Source organism: Streptomyces cavernicola (genome assembly GCF_029968035.1).
Lineage (GTDB): Bacteria > Actinomycetota > Actinomycetes > Streptomycetales > Streptomycetaceae > Streptomyces > Streptomyces cavernicola.
Window position 1 is genome coordinate 53991 of the sequence record NZ_JASCIQ010000033.1, and the last position, 15979, is coordinate 69969.

The 15979-nt window shown below is 71.8% G+C and carries 18 protein-coding genes; 7 read left to right on the plus strand and 11 right to left on the minus strand.

Features of this window, described 5'->3' with window-relative positions; all coding sequences use genetic code 11:
* Window positions 1-18: 18 nt before the first annotated feature.
* On the minus strand, window positions 19-1782 hold the full coding sequence (locus QIS96_RS27280) for a substrate-binding and VWA domain-containing protein (protein WP_282545414.1): 1764 nt from the start codon (window positions 1780-1782) through the stop codon (window positions 19-21).
* Between the two features lie 171 nt (window positions 1783-1953).
* On the opposite strand from QIS96_RS27280, the gene QIS96_RS27285 reads away from it, so the two are divergent.
* The gene (locus tag QIS96_RS27285; protein ID WP_282545415.1) at window positions 1954-2754 is read left to right on the plus strand and encodes a CPBP family intramembrane glutamic endopeptidase; all 801 of its coding nucleotides are present in this window, start codon (window positions 1954-1956) and stop codon (window positions 2752-2754) included.
* A 48-nt stretch (window positions 2755-2802) separates the two neighbouring features.
* Here QIS96_RS27285 and QIS96_RS27290 read toward each other — a convergent pair whose 3' ends face one another.
* The 4 genes from QIS96_RS27290 to QIS96_RS27305 form a co-directional block, all read right to left on the minus strand.
* Window positions 2803-3612: a PhzF family phenazine biosynthesis protein gene (locus QIS96_RS27290; RefSeq protein WP_282545416.1), complete on the minus strand. Its 810-nt coding sequence runs from the start codon at window positions 3610-3612 to the stop codon at window positions 2803-2805.
* Between the two features lie 87 nt (window positions 3613-3699).
* Window positions 3700-4305, minus strand: a complete 606-nt coding sequence (locus tag QIS96_RS27295; protein WP_282545417.1) for a DinB family protein — start codon at window positions 4303-4305, stop codon at window positions 3700-3702.
* A 43-nt stretch (window positions 4306-4348) separates the two neighbouring features.
* Window positions 4349-4903 (minus strand): SMI1/KNR4 family protein, encoded by a 555-nt coding sequence (locus QIS96_RS27300; RefSeq protein ID WP_282545418.1) that lies wholly within the window; start codon window positions 4901-4903, stop codon window positions 4349-4351.
* A gap of 114 nt (window positions 4904-5017) precedes the next feature.
* Entirely contained in the window at window positions 5018-5221 is a 204-nt protein-coding gene (locus tag QIS96_RS27305; protein ID WP_282545419.1) for a hypothetical protein, read from the minus strand.
* A 225-nt stretch (window positions 5222-5446) separates the two neighbouring features.
* Between QIS96_RS27305 and QIS96_RS27310 the strand changes: the two genes are divergently transcribed.
* Complete coding sequence (locus tag QIS96_RS27310; RefSeq protein ID WP_282545420.1) at window positions 5447-6076, plus strand: PadR family transcriptional regulator; 630 nt, start codon at window positions 5447-5449, stop codon at window positions 6074-6076.
* A 122-nt stretch (window positions 6077-6198) separates the two neighbouring features.
* Here the strand turns inward: QIS96_RS27310 and QIS96_RS27315 are convergent, their stop codons facing one another.
* Together QIS96_RS27315 and QIS96_RS27320 are read right to left on the minus strand one after the other, a co-directional pair.
* Window positions 6199-6627 (minus strand): type II toxin-antitoxin system Rv0910 family toxin, encoded by a 429-nt coding sequence (locus QIS96_RS27315; RefSeq protein ID WP_282545421.1) that lies wholly within the window; start codon window positions 6625-6627, stop codon window positions 6199-6201.
* A gap of 143 nt (window positions 6628-6770) precedes the next feature.
* Window positions 6771-7160, minus strand: coding sequence for a hypothetical protein (locus tag QIS96_RS27320; protein ID WP_282545472.1), 390 nt, complete (start codon window positions 7158-7160; stop codon window positions 6771-6773).
* A 307-nt stretch (window positions 7161-7467) separates the two neighbouring features.
* Between QIS96_RS27320 and QIS96_RS27325 the strand changes: the two genes are divergently transcribed.
* Window positions 7468-8001 (plus strand): Clp protease N-terminal domain-containing protein, encoded by a 534-nt coding sequence (locus tag QIS96_RS27325; RefSeq protein ID WP_408907266.1) that lies wholly within the window; start codon window positions 7468-7470, stop codon window positions 7999-8001.
* A 228-nt stretch (window positions 8002-8229) separates the two neighbouring features.
* Window positions 8230-9261 (plus strand): EamA family transporter, encoded by a 1032-nt coding sequence (locus QIS96_RS27330; protein ID WP_282545469.1) that lies wholly within the window; start codon window positions 8230-8232, stop codon window positions 9259-9261.
* Window positions 9262-9420: 159 nt separating this feature from the next.
* Here the strand turns inward: QIS96_RS27330 and QIS96_RS27335 are convergent, their stop codons facing one another.
* Window positions 9421-10158 carry a pyridoxamine 5'-phosphate oxidase family protein gene (locus QIS96_RS27335; RefSeq protein ID WP_282545423.1) on the minus strand — a complete coding sequence of 246 codons (738 nt, stop codon included), beginning with the start codon at window positions 10156-10158 and terminating at the stop codon, window positions 9421-9423.
* Between the two features lie 23 nt (window positions 10159-10181).
* On the opposite strand from QIS96_RS27335, the gene QIS96_RS27340 reads away from it, so the two are divergent.
* The gene (locus tag QIS96_RS27340; RefSeq protein ID WP_282545424.1) at window positions 10182-11513 is read left to right on the plus strand and encodes an aminotransferase class I/II-fold pyridoxal phosphate-dependent enzyme; all 1332 of its coding nucleotides are present in this window, start codon (window positions 10182-10184) and stop codon (window positions 11511-11513) included.
* A 36-nt stretch (window positions 11514-11549) separates the two neighbouring features.
* Here the strand turns inward: QIS96_RS27340 and QIS96_RS27345 are convergent, their stop codons facing one another.
* Window positions 11550-12503: a DMT family transporter gene (locus QIS96_RS27345; protein WP_408907267.1), complete on the minus strand. Its 954-nt coding sequence runs from the start codon at window positions 12501-12503 to the stop codon at window positions 11550-11552.
* Window positions 12504-12577: 74 nt separating this feature from the next.
* Here QIS96_RS27345 and QIS96_RS27350 point away from each other — a divergent pair, with 74 nt between their 5' ends.
* On the plus strand, window positions 12578-13480 hold the full coding sequence (locus tag QIS96_RS27350; protein ID WP_282545426.1) for a LysR family transcriptional regulator: 903 nt from the start codon (window positions 12578-12580) through the stop codon (window positions 13478-13480).
* A 349-nt stretch (window positions 13481-13829) separates the two neighbouring features.
* Here the strand turns inward: QIS96_RS27350 and QIS96_RS27355 are convergent, their stop codons facing one another.
* Window positions 13830-14300 carry a pyridoxamine 5'-phosphate oxidase family protein gene (locus QIS96_RS27355; protein ID WP_282545427.1) on the minus strand — a complete coding sequence of 157 codons (471 nt, stop codon included), beginning with the start codon at window positions 14298-14300 and terminating at the stop codon, window positions 13830-13832.
* 204 nt (window positions 14301-14504) lie between these two features.
* Between QIS96_RS27355 and QIS96_RS27360 the strand changes: the two genes are divergently transcribed.
* Window positions 14505-15140: a cysteine hydrolase gene (locus QIS96_RS27360; RefSeq protein WP_282545428.1), complete on the plus strand. Its 636-nt coding sequence runs from the start codon at window positions 14505-14507 to the stop codon at window positions 15138-15140.
* Window positions 15141-15200: 60 nt separating this feature from the next.
* On the opposite strand, the gene QIS96_RS27365 is transcribed toward QIS96_RS27360, so the two are convergent.
* Window positions 15201-15713 carry a Rieske (2Fe-2S) protein gene (locus tag QIS96_RS27365; RefSeq protein ID WP_282545429.1) on the minus strand — a complete coding sequence of 171 codons (513 nt, stop codon included), beginning with the start codon at window positions 15711-15713 and terminating at the stop codon, window positions 15201-15203.
* Between the last annotated feature and the right edge of the window lie 266 nt (window positions 15714-15979).

Sequence of the window (15979 nt, forward strand, 5' to 3'; positions counted from 1 at the left end):
ACTGACCCGCAATGAGGGTCAGTTGCCGCCCGCCGCGATGATCGCCTTGAGGATGACCTCCTGCATCTGGGCCGGGTCGTCGATCTGGTAGCCGCTGCCGCCCGTCGCCGCCGCGATCTGCTTGACCTCCTTCCGGTCGGCGTCCGGGCCGACGGCGATCGCGATCAGCCGGACGGGCCGCTTCGGGTCGGCGAGCCGCTCCAGCTCGTCGATCAGGGCGCGGCGGCTGAGGGACCCCGGGTCCTGGTTGGCGCCGTCGGTCAGGATCACGAGGGCGTTGAACTTGCCCTTCACGTACGACTTCTGGGCGTCCTTGTACGCGGCGAGGGAGGTGTCGTACAGGCCGGTGTAGCCGGGCTTGGTGTGCAGGGCGTCGTACGCGGCGACGAGGCGTTCGCGCTGGGTGGCGCCGTTGCCGGTGCTCGCGCCGAGGCGGCGGGTCTCGACGAGCTTGCGGTAGTCGCGGGTGCCGTCGAGGTAGGTGGCGAACTCCCAGACGCCGATCTCGTCCTCGGGCGTGAACTGCGAAAGGGCCTGCACGAGCGACGACTTGGTGACCTCCAGGCGGGACTCGCCGCGGTTCGGCACGATCCGGCCCATGGAGGTGGAGACGTCGACGACGGTGGTGAGGCGGGCGCTCTGCACCGTGATGGTCCACATGCCGAGGGTCGCCTGGAGCTCCTTGGGGGTCGGCGGCTCGGCCGACGCCGTGGCGTACGGCTGGGGCTCGCTGCCGCCCGCCGCCGTCACCAGCTCCTCGGAGGGCTCCTCCGAGCCGGAGCGGAATCCGTGCTTCTCCAGGAGGGAGCGGCTGTCCTCCTCGCCGAGCAGCGTCATGAAGCGCAGCGCGGCCCGGCTCTCGTCGGTGCTCATGTGCGACTCGTCGACCAGCGTGTACGGGTAGTCCAGCTGGGGCGCGCCGTCCTTCGGGTAGAACAGCTCCAACTGGCCGTCCGCGCCCGCCTCCTGGTTGTGCCTGAACGCGGCCTGCTCGGAGACGATGAGGGCCTGATTGCGCCGCGGGTCGCCCTGCTCGGTGCCGGAGTCGTCGCGGGCCACGGTCGCCAGGGCGCGGCTCTCGCTGTCGGACGTGCGCTGGGCGAGGAGCTTCGCGGTGGCGGCGACCTGGGTGTCGCTCTCCGGGCCGTCCGTCTTGGCCGCGGACGCGCCGATCTTGGTGAGCGCGAGCAGTCCGCCGGCGCTGCGCGCGGGGTCGGCGGCGCCGAGGCGGAGCTTGTCGCCCTCGGTGGCGAGCTCGGTCAACTCGGCCCAGGTGTACCGCTTCTTCGGCCAGCCGACGGCCTTCGCGGCCGAGGGCACCATGCCCATGGTCACCGGCGACGCCGCGACGTTCCCCGCCGGGGTCAGGGCCGTGCTGTCGCCGAGGCTCGCGCGGTCCACCCACAGCTCGGAGTCCGGCACCCAGACGTCGAACCGCGCCTCGTCGGACTTCTGCAGGGCCCCGGCGACCTGGTGCGGCTCCTTCGCCTCGACCCGTACGTCGAGACAGCGGCCGTCGGACTTCACGTCCTGCTCGCGGGCGCGGTCGGCGGCCTCGTCCAGGGCGGGGGCGATGTCGGGCGCGGCGAGGACGTCGACCCGGACCGCGTCGTCCTCGCAGGAGCCGGCGAAGGAGAGCAGGCCGCTGCGGGCGGCGACCCCGGCGCCCGTCGCCACGCCGACCACCAGGGCCGTCGCGATGGCCACGGTGCGGCGGCGGCCGCGGCGACGCGCTCGCGCCGCGTCCGTCGCGTACGGGTCGGGCGATGGGTGACGTGCCATGGCGGTGGTGCCCCTCCTTGAGCGCGCCGGCGGGGGATGCGGAACGAGGCGGCCCGCCTCGCGTCGACGTACGCTCCCCCTCGGCCGGTCGCGCGCGATCTTCGTACCTGCTTTCGAGACCCTAGCTGGGCGAGGATGGGGATGCGGCGGGATTGAACAGATGGAGGCAGAGTGCAGTCGGAGGCAGGGCCGGTGGCCGGTTCTTTTCGTCCGGAACGACCGACAAGACGGATCTTCCGGGACGAGACGGTGCTCGTGCTGGCGCTGTCGCTCGGCGCGAGCGCGGTGTCGGCGCTGATCAGCTTCGTCGGGTCGGTCACCAAGCCGGGGGGCCTGAAGGACCAGGCGGCCACCCTCAACTCCTCGGCCGCGCCCGGCCGCCCCTGGCTCGATCTCGCCTGGCAGCTGTTCGGCGTCACGACGGCTCTGGTGCCGGTCGCGCTCGTCGCGCATCTCCTCGTACGGGAAGGGGCCGGGCTGCGCTCGATCGGCTTCGACCGGCAGCGGCCGGGGCCGGATCTGGGGCGCGGTGCGGTGATCGCGGCGGGCATCGGCAGTACCGGCATCGCGTTCTATCTGGCGACCAGGGCGCTCGGTTTCAACCTGACGGTGGTGCCGGACGGGCTGCCGGACGTGTGGTGGAAGTTCCCGGTCCTGATCCTGTCGGCCGCGCAGAACTCGATCGTCGAAGAGGTCATCGTCGTCGGCTATCTGCTGCGCAGACTCGACCAGTTGGGCTGGTCGCCGAACGCCTCGCTCGTGGCGAGCTCGGTGCTGCGCGGCTCGTACCACCTCTACCAGGGCATCGGCGGCCTCGTCGGCAACATGGTGATGGGCGTGGTCTTCGTCTGCCTGTACCGGCGCTGGGGCCGGGTCGGCCCGCTCGTCGTCGCGCACACGCTGCTCGACGTGGGGGCGTTCGTGGGGTACGCGGTGCTCGCGGGAAAGGTGGGGTGGCTGCCCACGGCCTGACGGGCGTGGGCAGCCGGGCCTTTCGCTCGGGGCCGTCGACTCGGCCGGTCAGGCGTGCAGTTCGCCCTCGATCACGGTGACGGCATTCCCGGTGAGCAGCGTCCGGTCGCCGCGCAGCGCGGTGCGTACGCGGCCGGAGCGCGCGGAGGACTGCAGTCCGGTGAGCTCGTCCCGGCCGAGGCGCCGGGACCAGTACGGAGCGAGGGCGGTGTGGGCGCTGCCGGTCACCGGGTCCTCGTCGATGCCGACGCGGGGGAAGAAGCAGCGGGACACGAAGTCGTAGCCGCGGGAGGGGTCTTCGGCGCGGGCGGTGGCGATGACGCCGCGCTCGGAGTGGGCGACGAGCGCCTTGTGGTCGGGGCGCAGGGCGTGCACGGCCTTTTCGTCGGCCAGCTCGACGAGCAGGTCCCCGACGTTCGGCCCGGTGTCGAAGGCCGCGACGGGCTGCGCGCCGAGCGCCGTGCCGACGGCGGGGTCGACGGGCACCTCGGCGAGGGGTGCGGTGGGGAAGTCGAGGGTGATCGAGCCGTCGTCCCGGGCGGTGGCGATCAGCACGCCGGAGCGGGTGGCGAAGCGGACGGGCCCGTCCGCGGCGCCGGTGGAGCGCAGTACGTGCGCCGTGGCGAGGGTGGCGTGGCCGCACATGTCGACCTCGGTGGCCGGGGTGAACCAGCGCAGCGCCCAGTCCGCCTCGCCGCCCTCGGGGAGCGGGCAGGCGAAGGCGGTCTCGGCGTGGTTGACCTCAAGAGCCACGTGCTGCAGCCAGTCGTCGGCCGGGAAGGCGTCGAGGAGCAGCACGCCGGCGGGGTTCCCGGCGAAGGGGCGGTCGGTGAAGGCGTCGACGATTCGAATCCGCATGGCGCCGACGCTACGGCTGCGGGGCGGGCCACGGCCAATGCCAATCCGACAGAAGTGGACCTCTTCGGGGTGGCCAGTGGCCGGCCCTCACGGTGACTGCTGCCCGGCCTCCCTGGCTGTACGCTCCAGGCGCCCGCGGTACGCCTCCCACCAACTCGCGTCTCCCGACGGGATGTTGTCGTTGCTCCGGTCCATCCCGACGGCGCCGTCGATGAGTTCGCGCAGGATGTCGGCGTGTCCGGCGTGCCGCTGGGTGTCGGCGACGACGCGTACGACGGCGTGGTGCAGGGTCACCTCGGCCTTCACGCTGGGCCACCACGGCACCTTGCCGACGGTGTCCAGGGGCAGCGCCTCGATCGTCGCGTCGGCGTGCGCCCACGCGCGGTGGTAGAGCCCGACGACGAAGTCCCGCGACTGGTCGGCGCTCGCCCACATGTCCGCGTTGACCTCGGCGTCCTCCGCGACCCAGGGCAGCGGTTCGCCGGACGGCCTGCCGAACGTGTCGCCGAGGTAGCCGAGTTCGATGGTCGCGGTGTGCTTGACGAGGCCGAGGAGATTGGTGCCGCTCGGCGTGAGGGGGCGGCGCGCGTCGTATTCCGAGAGCCCGTCGAGCTTCCAGAGCAGGGCGTCGCGGGCGGACTGGAGGTAGCGGTGGAGGTCGGCTTTCGGGGTGCTTGGGGGCGTCGCAGTCATGGGGGTCAGTCTGCCCTCTTGCGGTGGGCCTCGCCGATGGCTGTTACCCGCTGAAAATCTGCGAGTTGGGCCGGAACCGGTACCTGCCCTCCGAGGTGACGGACGCGTCGAGGTCGCAGAAGTACGTCGACGTCGACGTGCCTGCGACGACCTCGAACAGGAACCGGCTGCACGACAGCGGATGCGCTTCCCAGAGCGGCCCGCGCCCCTCGTTGAGGAGGACGGTCCACTCCTCCGGCTCCTGGTCCGGCCGGGCCTGCCAGTAGAGGAAGTGGCCCGCGTCCTCCTTGAGGCCCCAGGGCACCAGCCTGATGTCGCCGTCGAGGAGCTCCGAAGGCTTGGGCTCGCCCGCTTCCCAGAGGTCGTCGAGGATCTCCGCGCGCTCCGCGGTCTGGGCGACCAGGTCGTACATGTCGTCCGCCCCGTCCGGTTCGAGCAGCCGGAGCGAATCGGCGAAGACCCCGCCGCCGTACGTCTCGACGAGTTGCTTGTAGTCGGCGGGGAGGGCGAGCCTCAACTGCTGCTCGACTGCGGGCCAGTTGACGCTGCGGCCGGGGTGGGGCGGCGGGCAGATGCGGGTGAGGGCTTCGACGTGCATGGCGTTCACTCTGCCCGACACGTCGCCCCGACGCGGTCGCCGGACACGGTCGGGCGGGCCTGAGCCCTGTGTGAACGCGCAGGTCAGAAGCCCACTCTGGACGAGTTGACAGGCTCAGGACCAGAAGTCGTGCCCGTACTCGTCCCGGCTCAGCTCGAAGTCGTCCGGACGGTCTTGGCGGAGCTCCTCGTAGCGCTGTGCGAAGGCGTCGATCGCCTGGTGCAGCGTGCAGCCGAGTGTTCCGCGGATCGTCACGAGCGCGGGGACGATCCGTTGCTCCAGGATGTCGCGATCCACGCTCTCGGGCAGCCGTTCCATGGGGCGGGAGCCTATCCCGCGGGGTGATCGGCTCTCAGTGGCGGACGGTCGGAGTTCGCTGTCACAGAAAACACCCCGCTCTCATCTGCAGGTTTGCTGGCCGAACAGTTCCGATATATCGTTGAAGCATCGCGATAGAGATGTGATGGATCAACGAGTGCGTTGGTTCGTGGTCGCGGAGGAGGCAGACGCGTACGACGAGCACACGGAGAAGGAGTGGTTCCCATGCGTTCCCATGGACATGAGCATCAGCACGGACCGGGGCACGGTCGCGGACACGGTCGTGGCCCCTGTGGCCCCGGTGGCTGGGGTGACTTCGAAGGGCGGCGGGCCGCCTTCGGGCCGTTCGGGCCCGGATTCGGTGGACCCGGTGGGCCGCCCTGGGGCGGTCGCGGTCGAGGCGGCGGGCGCGGACGGGCGCGGCGGGGTGACGTACGCGCGTCGATCCTCGCGCTCCTGAAGGAACGGCCGATGCACGGGTACGAGATGATCCAGGAGATCGCCGAGCGCAGCGGCGGGGCGTGGAAGCCCAGCCCGGGATCGGTCTACCCGACGCTCCAACTCCTCGAGGACGAGGGCCTGATCGTCAGCGAGACCGAGGGCGGCAAGAAGCTGTTCTCGCTCACCGAGGCGGGCACGACCGCGGCCGCCGACGGGCCCGAAGCCCCCTGGGAGGACGCGGGGCGCGGAGTCGACTGGGAGACGATCAACGAGATCCGGCAGGCCGGTTTCGGTCTGATGGAGGCGTTCGGCCAGGTCTGGAAGACCGGCTCGGCCGAGCAGCGGCAGAAGGCCCTCGCGGTCGTCAACGACGCCCGGAAGAAGCTGTATCTCATCCTGGCCGACGAGGGCTGAGCGTCAGTCAGTCAGTCTCGGCGTCGGCTGTGGCCGTCGGCGTACGCGAGCGGCGGTGCGCCCACCTGTGAGTGGGGGCGCGCCGCCGCTCGCGTCTTCGCGCAACCGATGACTGTGGGGGCTCAGGCCACCAGAGCCGTCAGCTTGCGCAGCGACTCGTTGAGCGCGGCCGATGCCGACTCCTTGAGCTTGCCGGCCATCAGCGTCACCGCGGCGCCCGTGAACTCGCCGTCGATGCGGACCTTCGTACCGTCGCCGTCGGGCGTCAGCGAGTAGCGCGTGCCGACGGTCACGCCCATCGGGCCCTTGCCGCGGATGGACAGCGTCCGGCCCGGCGTCAACTCGTCGACGGTCCAGGTGACTTCCGCCGGGAAGCCCATCAGCTTCATGTTCTCCTCGAACGTTCCGCCCTGCTCCAGCGAGGTCGGCGCCCCCTTCGGGAAGCCGGTGTGGGTCGTGCTCCACTCGCCGTAGACGGAGAAGTCTGTGAGCTTCGCCCAGACCTTCTCGGCGGGCGCCTCGATACGTGCTTCGGCGGTGACTTCGGCCATGTGCGACCACCTCTCTCGTCGGGCGCTGCGGCGGGCGCAGCCGGTGTGTCGCGGAACGTAGCGGCGGGGAACGTAAGTTACAAGACTGACGGTGCGTCAGAATCGGTCCCTGGCTGAGGAGTTCGGGTCGCCCCAGGCGCGGCTCACTCCTGGTGCAGGTTGCCTATGTGACGTATCGACGCGGTGTCGAACACGTCGTACGCGCGCGGGTGCGGGCCCTCGTCGTGGCAGTGCCAGGCCTCCCAGAACAGGTCGCCACGGAGCGCGTCCGGCGGGGCGTACACCCGGTACACGTAGCTCTTGCCGTCGACCGCCACGAGGGCTACGAGCCAGCAGCCGTATTCCTCGGCGTCCCCTTCGAGGTCGAGGTACTCGTCGTAGCCGTACTCGTCGTAGCTGTGGTCGCCGTGCTCGAACCCGTACCCGTACTCGTCGTAGTCGCCGCGGCCGAGGCCGTAGTCGTACCCGAGGTCCTCCGTGCCGTCGGCATGCGTCGCCGCAGTGCGGGCGGTGCAGTGCGGGCCGGGCGGCATGTCGGCTTCCTTCGCCGGAGCGGTGGGCGGCGGTCGGAGTGGGGGCGGGACGGACGGAGCGTGCGGCGTGAGTATGTCCCGGAGGCGCCGGGGGTGTCAGGTGTGGGTGTGGTGGGGCTCTCCTGTGGGACGTGTACGGGTGGGACATGGTTGCGCAGGGGGAGCGAAGCAAGACGGCGCGCGCCCCACCGGGCGGAACGGGAAGATCTCATCCGTAAGGAGGAGAACCCGCACATGCATGCCCAACTTGCGTCGGACGCGCAAATGCTCCCCCGCGGGGATGCTACGGCCGATCGCGGCTGATGGGGTGAGGGATGTGCATAGCCAGCCCCCGACCCCGACTCCGGCCGCGGATTCCGGCCAGACCCGTACCGTCGCCGCCGACGACCGCCTCAGCGCCGAGCTGACCTCGGTCGTCGCCGGTGCACGCCGGCGTGCGCTCCGGGACGGGGACCGGCAGATCGACACCGCGCACCTGCTGCACTCTCTCCTCGAGACCGACCCGGCGGTGCGCGCGCTCTTCGACGGCGGCCAGGTCGCCCGCCTCCTCGGCTATCTCGTGCAGCGCAGCATCGGCTACGGGCTGCAGTGGCAGGGCGCAGTGGAGGACTCCGGCGCGCTGCCCGTCGTACGGGAGGTCGCCGGCTGGTCCCCTTCCGCCGCCACCGCGATGGAGGCGGCGCTCGCGACGGCGGACCGGCGCGGAGCGCGCCAGGTCGGCGGGGTCGACCTGCTCCTCGCGCTCGCCCGGGACCCGGAGTGCCGGGCCGTGGAGGTGCTGCGGCGTGCGGGCGTCGACGCGGAGGCCCTGGCCGCGCAGGCCCACCCGACCGGCTCTTGAGGTGAAGTTCCTTCAGTCGTACGGGAGTTGATCCGGTCGCTTTTGCGTCCGTCGGGGCGTGCGCGGAAGGTGCGTGCGCCCTTCGGTGGATCGAGCCCCGCGGCAGGCCGCGTACCGCCGCGTCCCGGACCGTGATTCGGCCGGTCTCGCGCACTGAGATGTCAGGCGTAACAGTGGTGACGCTCATTACGGGGCTGTCATGATGTGCCGGTGTCTACGTCTCAGGAGATTCAGGGGACCCCGGCAGGTCCGGGCGTCCACGGCGGCCGAGGGGCCGGAGCGGGCGCCGGTCGCGGCGCCGGGCTCGGCCTCGCGCTCGTCTCGGCGTTCGCGTTCGGCGGTTCCGGTGTCGCGGCCAAACCGCTGATCGAGGCCGGGCTCGATCCGCTGCACGTCGTGTGGCTGCGGATCGCCGGCGCCGCCCTGATCATGCTGCCGCTCGCCTGGCGGCACCGGTCGCTCCTGACGCAACGGCCCGCGCTGCTCGCGGGCTTCGGCCTGCTCGCCGTCGCGGGCGTGCAGACCTGCTACTTCGTGGCGATCTCCCGTATCCCCGTCGGCGTCGCGCTGCTCATCGAGTACCTCGGGCCCGCGCTCGTGCTCGGCTGGATCCGGTTCGTGCAGCGGCGGCCCGTCACCAGGGCCGCGGCGATCGGTGTCGTACTCGCCGTCGGCGGTCTGGCCTGCGTCGTCGAGGTGTGGGCGGGCATGCGCTTCGACGCGCTCGGCGTCCTCCTCGGCCTCGGCGCCGCCGTCTGCCAGGCCGGCTACTTCATCCTCGGCGACCACGGCAGCGACGCGGGCGACGAGGCCCCGAACCCGCTCGGCGTCATCTCGTACGGGCTGCTCATCGGCGCCGTGGTCCTGACCGTGGTGGCCCGTCCGTGGACCATGGACTGGTCGGTCCTCGCCGGCCGCGCCGACATGGACGGCACCTCCGTCCCGGGACTGATGCTCCTCGGCTGGATCGTGCTCATCGCCACCGTGCTCGCGTACGGGTCCGGGGTAATGGCGGTGCGACGCCTCTCGCCGCAGGTCGCGGGCGTCGTCTCATGCCTCGAGGCGGTCGTCGCGACGGTCTTCGCGTGGATCCTGCTCGGCGAGGAGCTCTCCGCGCCGCAGGTCGTCGGCGGCACGATGGTCCTCGTCGGCGCGTTCATCGCGCAGAGCAGCACGCCGGCCAAGGCCTCGCCGGAGCCGGTGGCGGGCGGAATGCCCGACAAGGAGAGCGAGTTGTCCTCCTCGCGCACCTCTGTATAGGGCACTTGTGCAGCGCTCTTGTACAGCGCCTTTTGACAGTGGGGCCCGGCCGCGGGAGACGCGGCCGGGTCCCACTGTCGTTCCTGGGCCCTTGGCCGCCCCTGTGTCTCCCCTGTGCCTCTGCTCGTCCTCGGGCCCTCGCTGCCGGACGGGCCTGGCTCAGAGCGACCTCAGGTACTCCGGCACCGCTACGCCCGGCGCCAGGTCGTCCGCCGGGATCGGGGTCCCGTACACCGGGGCGACGGGCAGGACGCCGGTCCAGTACGGCAGGTCCTGGTCCTCGGGGTCGTCGTTGGGGCCGCCCGTGCGCGCCTTCGCCGAGACCTCGTTCAGGTCCAGGCTGAGCACCGCGGTGGCGGCCAGCTCCTTCGCGTTCGCCGGGCGCGAGTCGGCGGCGCGCCCCGGCAGCACATGGTCGACGAGCGCGTCCAGGGCGCTGCGCTTCTCCTCGGGGTCCGTCACCGGGTGGGCGATGCCGTGCACCACCACGGAGCGGTAGTTGATCGAGTGGTGGAAGGCCGAGCGGGCAAGCACCAGACCGTCGACATGCGTGACCGTCAGACACACCGGAAGGCCCGGATCCCGCTGCCCGGCCTCCCGCAGCGGCCGCGACCCGGTGGAGCCGTGCACATAGAGGCGCTCGCCCACGCGCCCGTAGAGCGTGGGCAGGACGACGGGCGCCCCGTCGCGCACGAACCCCAGATGGCACAGGTGGCCGGCGTCGAGTATCGAGTGCACCGTCTCCCGGTCGTACGCGGCGCGGTCCCGGGAGCGGGTGGGCACGGTGCGGTCCGTCGGGGCGTACGAGGCGGAGGAGCTGGGGGAGGTCGGGGCGGCAGGGGAGGTCGGAGAGGTCGAGTGGGTCGGGGCGGGCTGCGCGGACATTGCGATCTCCATTGCACTAGTGCATAATCTCGTTTGTGCTAGGAGAGTATCGGATCATGGGGCGGCGTGCAGCCGAAATTGCCGCCAGCGTCGAGCGCGGCGTCGCCGACGGGCTGCTCGAACCGGGTCAACTGCTGCCTCCCATGCGGGAGTTGGCGGGCGACCTGGGCGTCAATCCCAATACGGTCGCTGCCGCGTACCGCACGCTGCGCGAGCGCGGGGTCATCGAGACGGCGGGACGCAGAGGCAGTCGCGTACGGTCGCGGCCGGCCAGCTCCGCGCGGGACGCCATCGGCGTCGAGGTGCCGGAGGGCGTGCGCGACGTGTCCACCGGCAACCCCGACACCGCCCTGCTGCCCTCCCTGGCCGGCGCCTTCGCGGCGGCCGCCGAGCGCGCCGACGAGCGACCCGTGCTGTACGGGGACCCGGCCGTGGAGCCTGAGTTGGCGCGGGCGGCGCGCGCCCTCTTCGACGCCGACGGGGTGCCGGACGGGCCGGTCGCCGTCACCTCCGGCTCCCTCGACGCCATCGAGCGGGTGCTCGCCGCCCACCTCAAGCCGGGTGACGCGGTCGCCGTGGAGGACCCGGGCTGGGGCAGCCTCCTCGACCTCGTGCCCGCACTCGGCCTCCGCGCGGTGCCCGTCGGCGTGGACGACGAAGGGCCGCTGCCCGAAGAGGTCGACCGGGCGCTGCTGAACGGGGCGCGGGCCCTCGTCGTCACCGACCGCGCGCAGAACCCCACCGGCGCGGCCATCAGCGCGGCACGCGCGCGTGCGCTGCGTTCCGTGCTCGCCGAGCACCCACAGGTCGTGCTCCTGGAGGACGACCACGGCCACCACATCGTCGACGTACCGCTGCACCCGCTCGCCGGGGTCACGGAGCGCTGGGCCGTGGTGCGTTCGACGGCCAAGGCGTACGGCCCGGACCTGCGCCTCGCCGTGCTCACCGGGGATGCCGTCACGCTCGACCGGGTGCGCGGCCGGCAACGGCTCGGGCCCGGCTGGATCAGCCGGATCCTGCAGTACGCGGTGGTGCGGCTGTGGGCCGAAAAAGCCGTCCACGCGCGCGTAGTGGCGGATTCGTACGGGCGGCGGCGGGAGGCGCTCATCGCGGCCCTGGCGGAACGGGGCGTCGAGGCGCACGGCCGGACCGGCATGAACGTATGGGTGCCCGTCGCCGACGAGACGGGCGCCGTCTCCCGTCTCCTGTACGCGGGTTGGGCGGTCGCCCCGGGGGCCCGCTTCCGGATGAACGCGGGCCCCGGAGTGCGGATCACGGTCTCGCCCCTGGCCCTCGACGAGATCGACACGGTGGCTGACGCGGTCGCGGCGGCGGTGGGCGGGGGGCAGGTGCGGAGGTTCGGGTGAGGGGCCCGAGCCGGAGCTGTGGCTGTCGTCGTGTGGCTATCGTCTGGCCCGCGACTGCGTCAGGGCCGCGCCCGCGATGACGACGAGGGCGCCCACCGGCGTCGACCACGTCAGCGGCTCGCCGAGCAGGGCGACGCCCGCGGCCGTCGCGATCACCGGGATGAAGTACGTGACCATCTGGGCCGTCGTCGGACCCACCTCGGAGACAAGGCCGAACTGCAGCAGCACCGCGAGCCCCGTGCCGAGCGCGCCGAGCGCGGCGACCGCGAGCAGCGGCACGACCGGCAGACTCGACGGCAGCGACGTGAACAGCGGGGTGACGACGGCGAGTTGGGCCGTGGCCAGGAGCAGCTGACCGCCCGTGAGGGACAGGTTCGAGTGCGGGTTCCCGGCGAGCGTACGGCGGACGTAGATCCAGCCGACCGGGTAGCAGAGGGAGGCGAGCAGGGCCATCGCCGTGCCCCGCGCGTCCAGGCCGCTGAAGCCCTGCCAGGCGCCGAGCACGGTGAGCACCCCGAGGAAGCCCAGGCCGAGGCCCGCGACCCTGCGCCGCGTCGGCCGGTCCTCGGACAGTGCGACGAGCGACAGGACCATGCCCCACAAGGGCGACGTGGCGTTGCAGATCCCGGCGAGCGTCGACGGGATCGTCAGCTCCGAGTACGCGAACAGCGAGAACGGCAGGGCGTTGAGCAGCAGCGCCGCGACCGCCAGATGGCCCCAGGTGCGCAGCCCGCGCGGCAGCCGCTCCCGCTTCACGACGAGCGCCACGCCGAGCACCGCCGCCCCGAACAGCAGCCGCCCGAAGGTGACTTGGAACGGCGCGAAGCCCTGCGTACCGACCTTGATGAGCAGGAAACTGAAACCCCACACCAGAGAGAGGGCGGCGAACCGGATACGCCAGTCCAGGGCGGGGCGGGTGGCCGGAGGGGAGTCCTCGGAGCCGGTGCGGGGCGTGCCGGCGGAGGGGCGGGGCGTGCTGACGGAAGCCATGGGACTCACGATGACTGAATGGATTTCGTAGAACAAGCGAGATTTTGTCAGTGGGATTGCGTAGCATTGCTTACATGTTGAACCTGGAGCGCCTGCGCACCCTCGACGCCCTGGCCCGGCACGGCTCCGTGAGCAAGGCCGCCGCCGGGCTGCATGTGACGACCTCGGCGGTCTCGCAGCAGATGACCAAGCTGGAGCGCGAGGTGGGTCAGCAGCTGCTCGCCAAGAACGGCAGAGGCATCCGCCTCACCGACGCCGGGCGGCTGCTCGCCGACCACGCGGGCAGGATCCTGTCGCAGGTCGAGTTGGCCCAGTCGGACCTGGAGGCGCAGCGCGGCCAGGCCGTCGGCGAGCTGCGGATCGCCGCGTTCCCCACGGCGGCGCGCGGCCTCTTCCCCACGGCGCTCGTGGCGCTGCGCGAGGAGCACCCCGGACTGCGGGTCAGATCAAGGGAGTTGGAGCCGGAGGAGGGCGCGGCGGCGGTGGTCCGCGGGGACCTGGACCTGGCGGTGGTGCTCGACTGGTACAACAAGCCGCTGCCCGTGCCCGACGGCCTCGCCAAGGCCCCGCTGCTCGACGACCCGGCGGACGTCGTGCTGCCCGCGCGGCATCCGCTGGCCACGCGCGCGGAGATCGCCCTCGAAGAGCTGGCCGACGAGGACTGGATCTCCTGGCCGGAGGGGGCGTACTGCATGGACTGGCTGCTCTACACCCTGCGCGCCAAGGACATCGAGCCGCGCCTGCGGCACTTCGCCGAGGAACACCACACCCAACTCGCCTTCGTGGCCGCCGGGTTGGGCGTGTGCATCACTCCGCGCCTGGGGCGGGGCGTGCTGCCGGAGGGCGTGAGCGTGGTTCCGGTCCGGCAGGGCGTGCGCCGGCATGTGTACGCGGTGTGGCGCGCGGACGCCGACCGAAGACCCTCGATCCGGGCTGCGGTTGCGGCGTTGCGGGCGGCGGGGGAGTTGGTGGGGTAGGGGGTGCTTGTACGGTGCGGTTCGTAGTCCGGGCTCTTTTGATCCCCTCCGCCCTTCCCGGAAGCCCTCAGCGGGCAACTCCGGGGTCTGCGCCCCCGGACCCCCGCTCCTCAAACGCCGGAGGGGCTGATTCTTTGCGGGCTGGGGCTGTATTTAGCCCCGGCAGGGGCTGGTTTTTCAGGGGCGCGGGGAACTGCGCGATCAGCCACGACGACGGGGCGCTCGACCGGCAGCCTCGTCGGGCCCGGAAGGGCGGCCGTCCGCAGGCCACGCGGCGGCAGCCGCAAACTGACACAGCCGGGAAGGGGTGGGGAGGGGATGAAGAAGAACGGCCCCCGCGCAGGCCACCTCACCGCAAAACGCTCAACTTGCGAAAGTCCCACGACACGATCGAGTCCGGCACGAGCCGAGCCCACGCATGCCGCCCATCGTGCGGCATCGCATCCGTCCCGAAGACCTTCCGAGCGAACAGCTCCTCCGGAACGGCCAGTTCAGGACACGGCTCACCCGTACGCGGCACCTCGCCGACGAACTCCACGCTGCCCGAAAGCTCCACCCCACGCAGCTCCCCGTACTCCACGCCCGCGTCCACCACCACCGCGATGCGCGGATCGCGGCGCAGATCGGCCCAGCGCTTGCTGCGCGTGATCGAGTACAGCCACAGCGCCGAGCCGTCCCAGGCGAACCAGAGCGCGGTGGCGTGCGGAGCGCCGTCCGCCGAGACCGTCGCGACCCGGCAGGTGCGCTGCTCCCCGAGAAACGCGTCGCGCTCCTCCGGAGTCATCATGATCTTGCGTCCTCTGCGCTGCGTATCAGTCACGAATCCTCCGTGGATCTCCGTGGATCTCCGTGGAACTCTGTGGATCCTCCGTGTCGACGGGCCTCGGCGCCGCCCACCGTCAAGCCCAGAAGCCGGTCGCCGCACCGTGTCTGACTGTGCGTCAGGAAATCATGAACGCTCTTCCACCGGTACGCAATGGGGGCTACCCTCCGCCGCAGCCCGAGGCCAGCGACAGGGGGAACCATGCCGTCCAGCGCACAGCTCGCCGAACTCCTCGACCCCGCAAGTACCGTGCTGCTCACCGTCGAATGCCAGGGGGGCGTCGTCGGCGAGGAGAGTGCGCTGCCCGAACTCGCCCGCGAGGCACGGGAGTCGGGCGCGCTCGACAACGTCGCGCGCCTGGTCGAGGGCGCGCACGCCGCTTCCGTCCAGGTGCTGCACGCCGTGGCGGAGCGGCGGCCCGACGGCAGAGGCGCGAACCACAACGCCCGGCTGTTCCGCGCCGCCGAACGCCTCCCGGTGCAGCAGCTGTCCGGTACGCGCGCGGTTCGGGTCGCGCCCCCCATCGAGGTCGCCGACGAGGATCTCGTCGTACGCCGGCTGCACGGTCTTTCCCCGATCGCGGGCACCGACATCGACCCGCTGCTGCGCAACCTGGGCTGCCGCACCCTGATCGTCACGGGCGTCTCGGCCAACGTTGCCATACCCAACGCGGTGTTCGACGCGGTCAATCTCGGCTACACGGCCGTGGTCCCGGCCGACGCGATAGCGGGCGTGCCGTCGGACTACACGCCGGTGGTGATCCGCAACACGCTCGCGCTCGTCGCCACGGTCACATCGACGGAGGACGTGCTGACGGCCTGGAAGCGGGCTCGCTGACCGGAGTTGAGCGCCGCGCGTCAGGCCGTCAGACCATCAGGCCGTCACGTCGTCAGGCCGTCACGCCAGCCTGATCTCGTCGCCCGAGACCTCGATCTTCTCCGTGGGCAGCGGCTTCGTCGCCGGGCCGTTCTTCACGCTGCCGTCGGCCATCGCGAACTTGCTGCCGTGACAAGGGCAGTTGATCGTGCCGCCCGAGACGTCCCGGACGGCGCAGCCCTGGTGCGTGCAGGTCGACGAGAAGGCCTTGAACTCGCCCGAGGTCGGCTGGGTGACGACGACGCCCTCGTCCTTGAAGACCTTGCCGCCGCCCTCGGGAATGTCGGAGGTCTTGGCGAGCGGCTTGCCGCCGGAGCCGCCGCCCGTGTCCCCGCCGGTCTCCTTCGTAGCGCCGCCCGTCGGGGTGTCGGCGCCGCCGGTCTCGGTCCCTCCCGACGCGCCCTCCTCCGAACCGGAGCCGCCCGAATCGCCGCACGCCGTCACGGCTGCGGCGAGCCCCGCGGCGCCCACGGCGGCGGCCACCACGGTGCGTCGGGCGGGGTCCGGCCGAGAGGTGTCCTGCGATACGGCCATGTCATCCTCCATGCGGTAAAGGTTCTGGGGCGTTGGGCGGTCCGGGACGTCGTTCAACGTTCCAATGCCCGCGCCGCGAAATCCAGAGGACGCACGGACGGCGAACCAACCCGCGCCGACGACAGCCGGGACGGGTGCCGCCGGACGGGTGCCACGCTCCGGCCCCCGCAGCCGTCAGGCCCCAACCACGCGCGCGTGCACCACCATCGGACCCCACCACGCGCGCGTGCACGACATTGCGCGTGTACGACCACCACGCGCGCGTG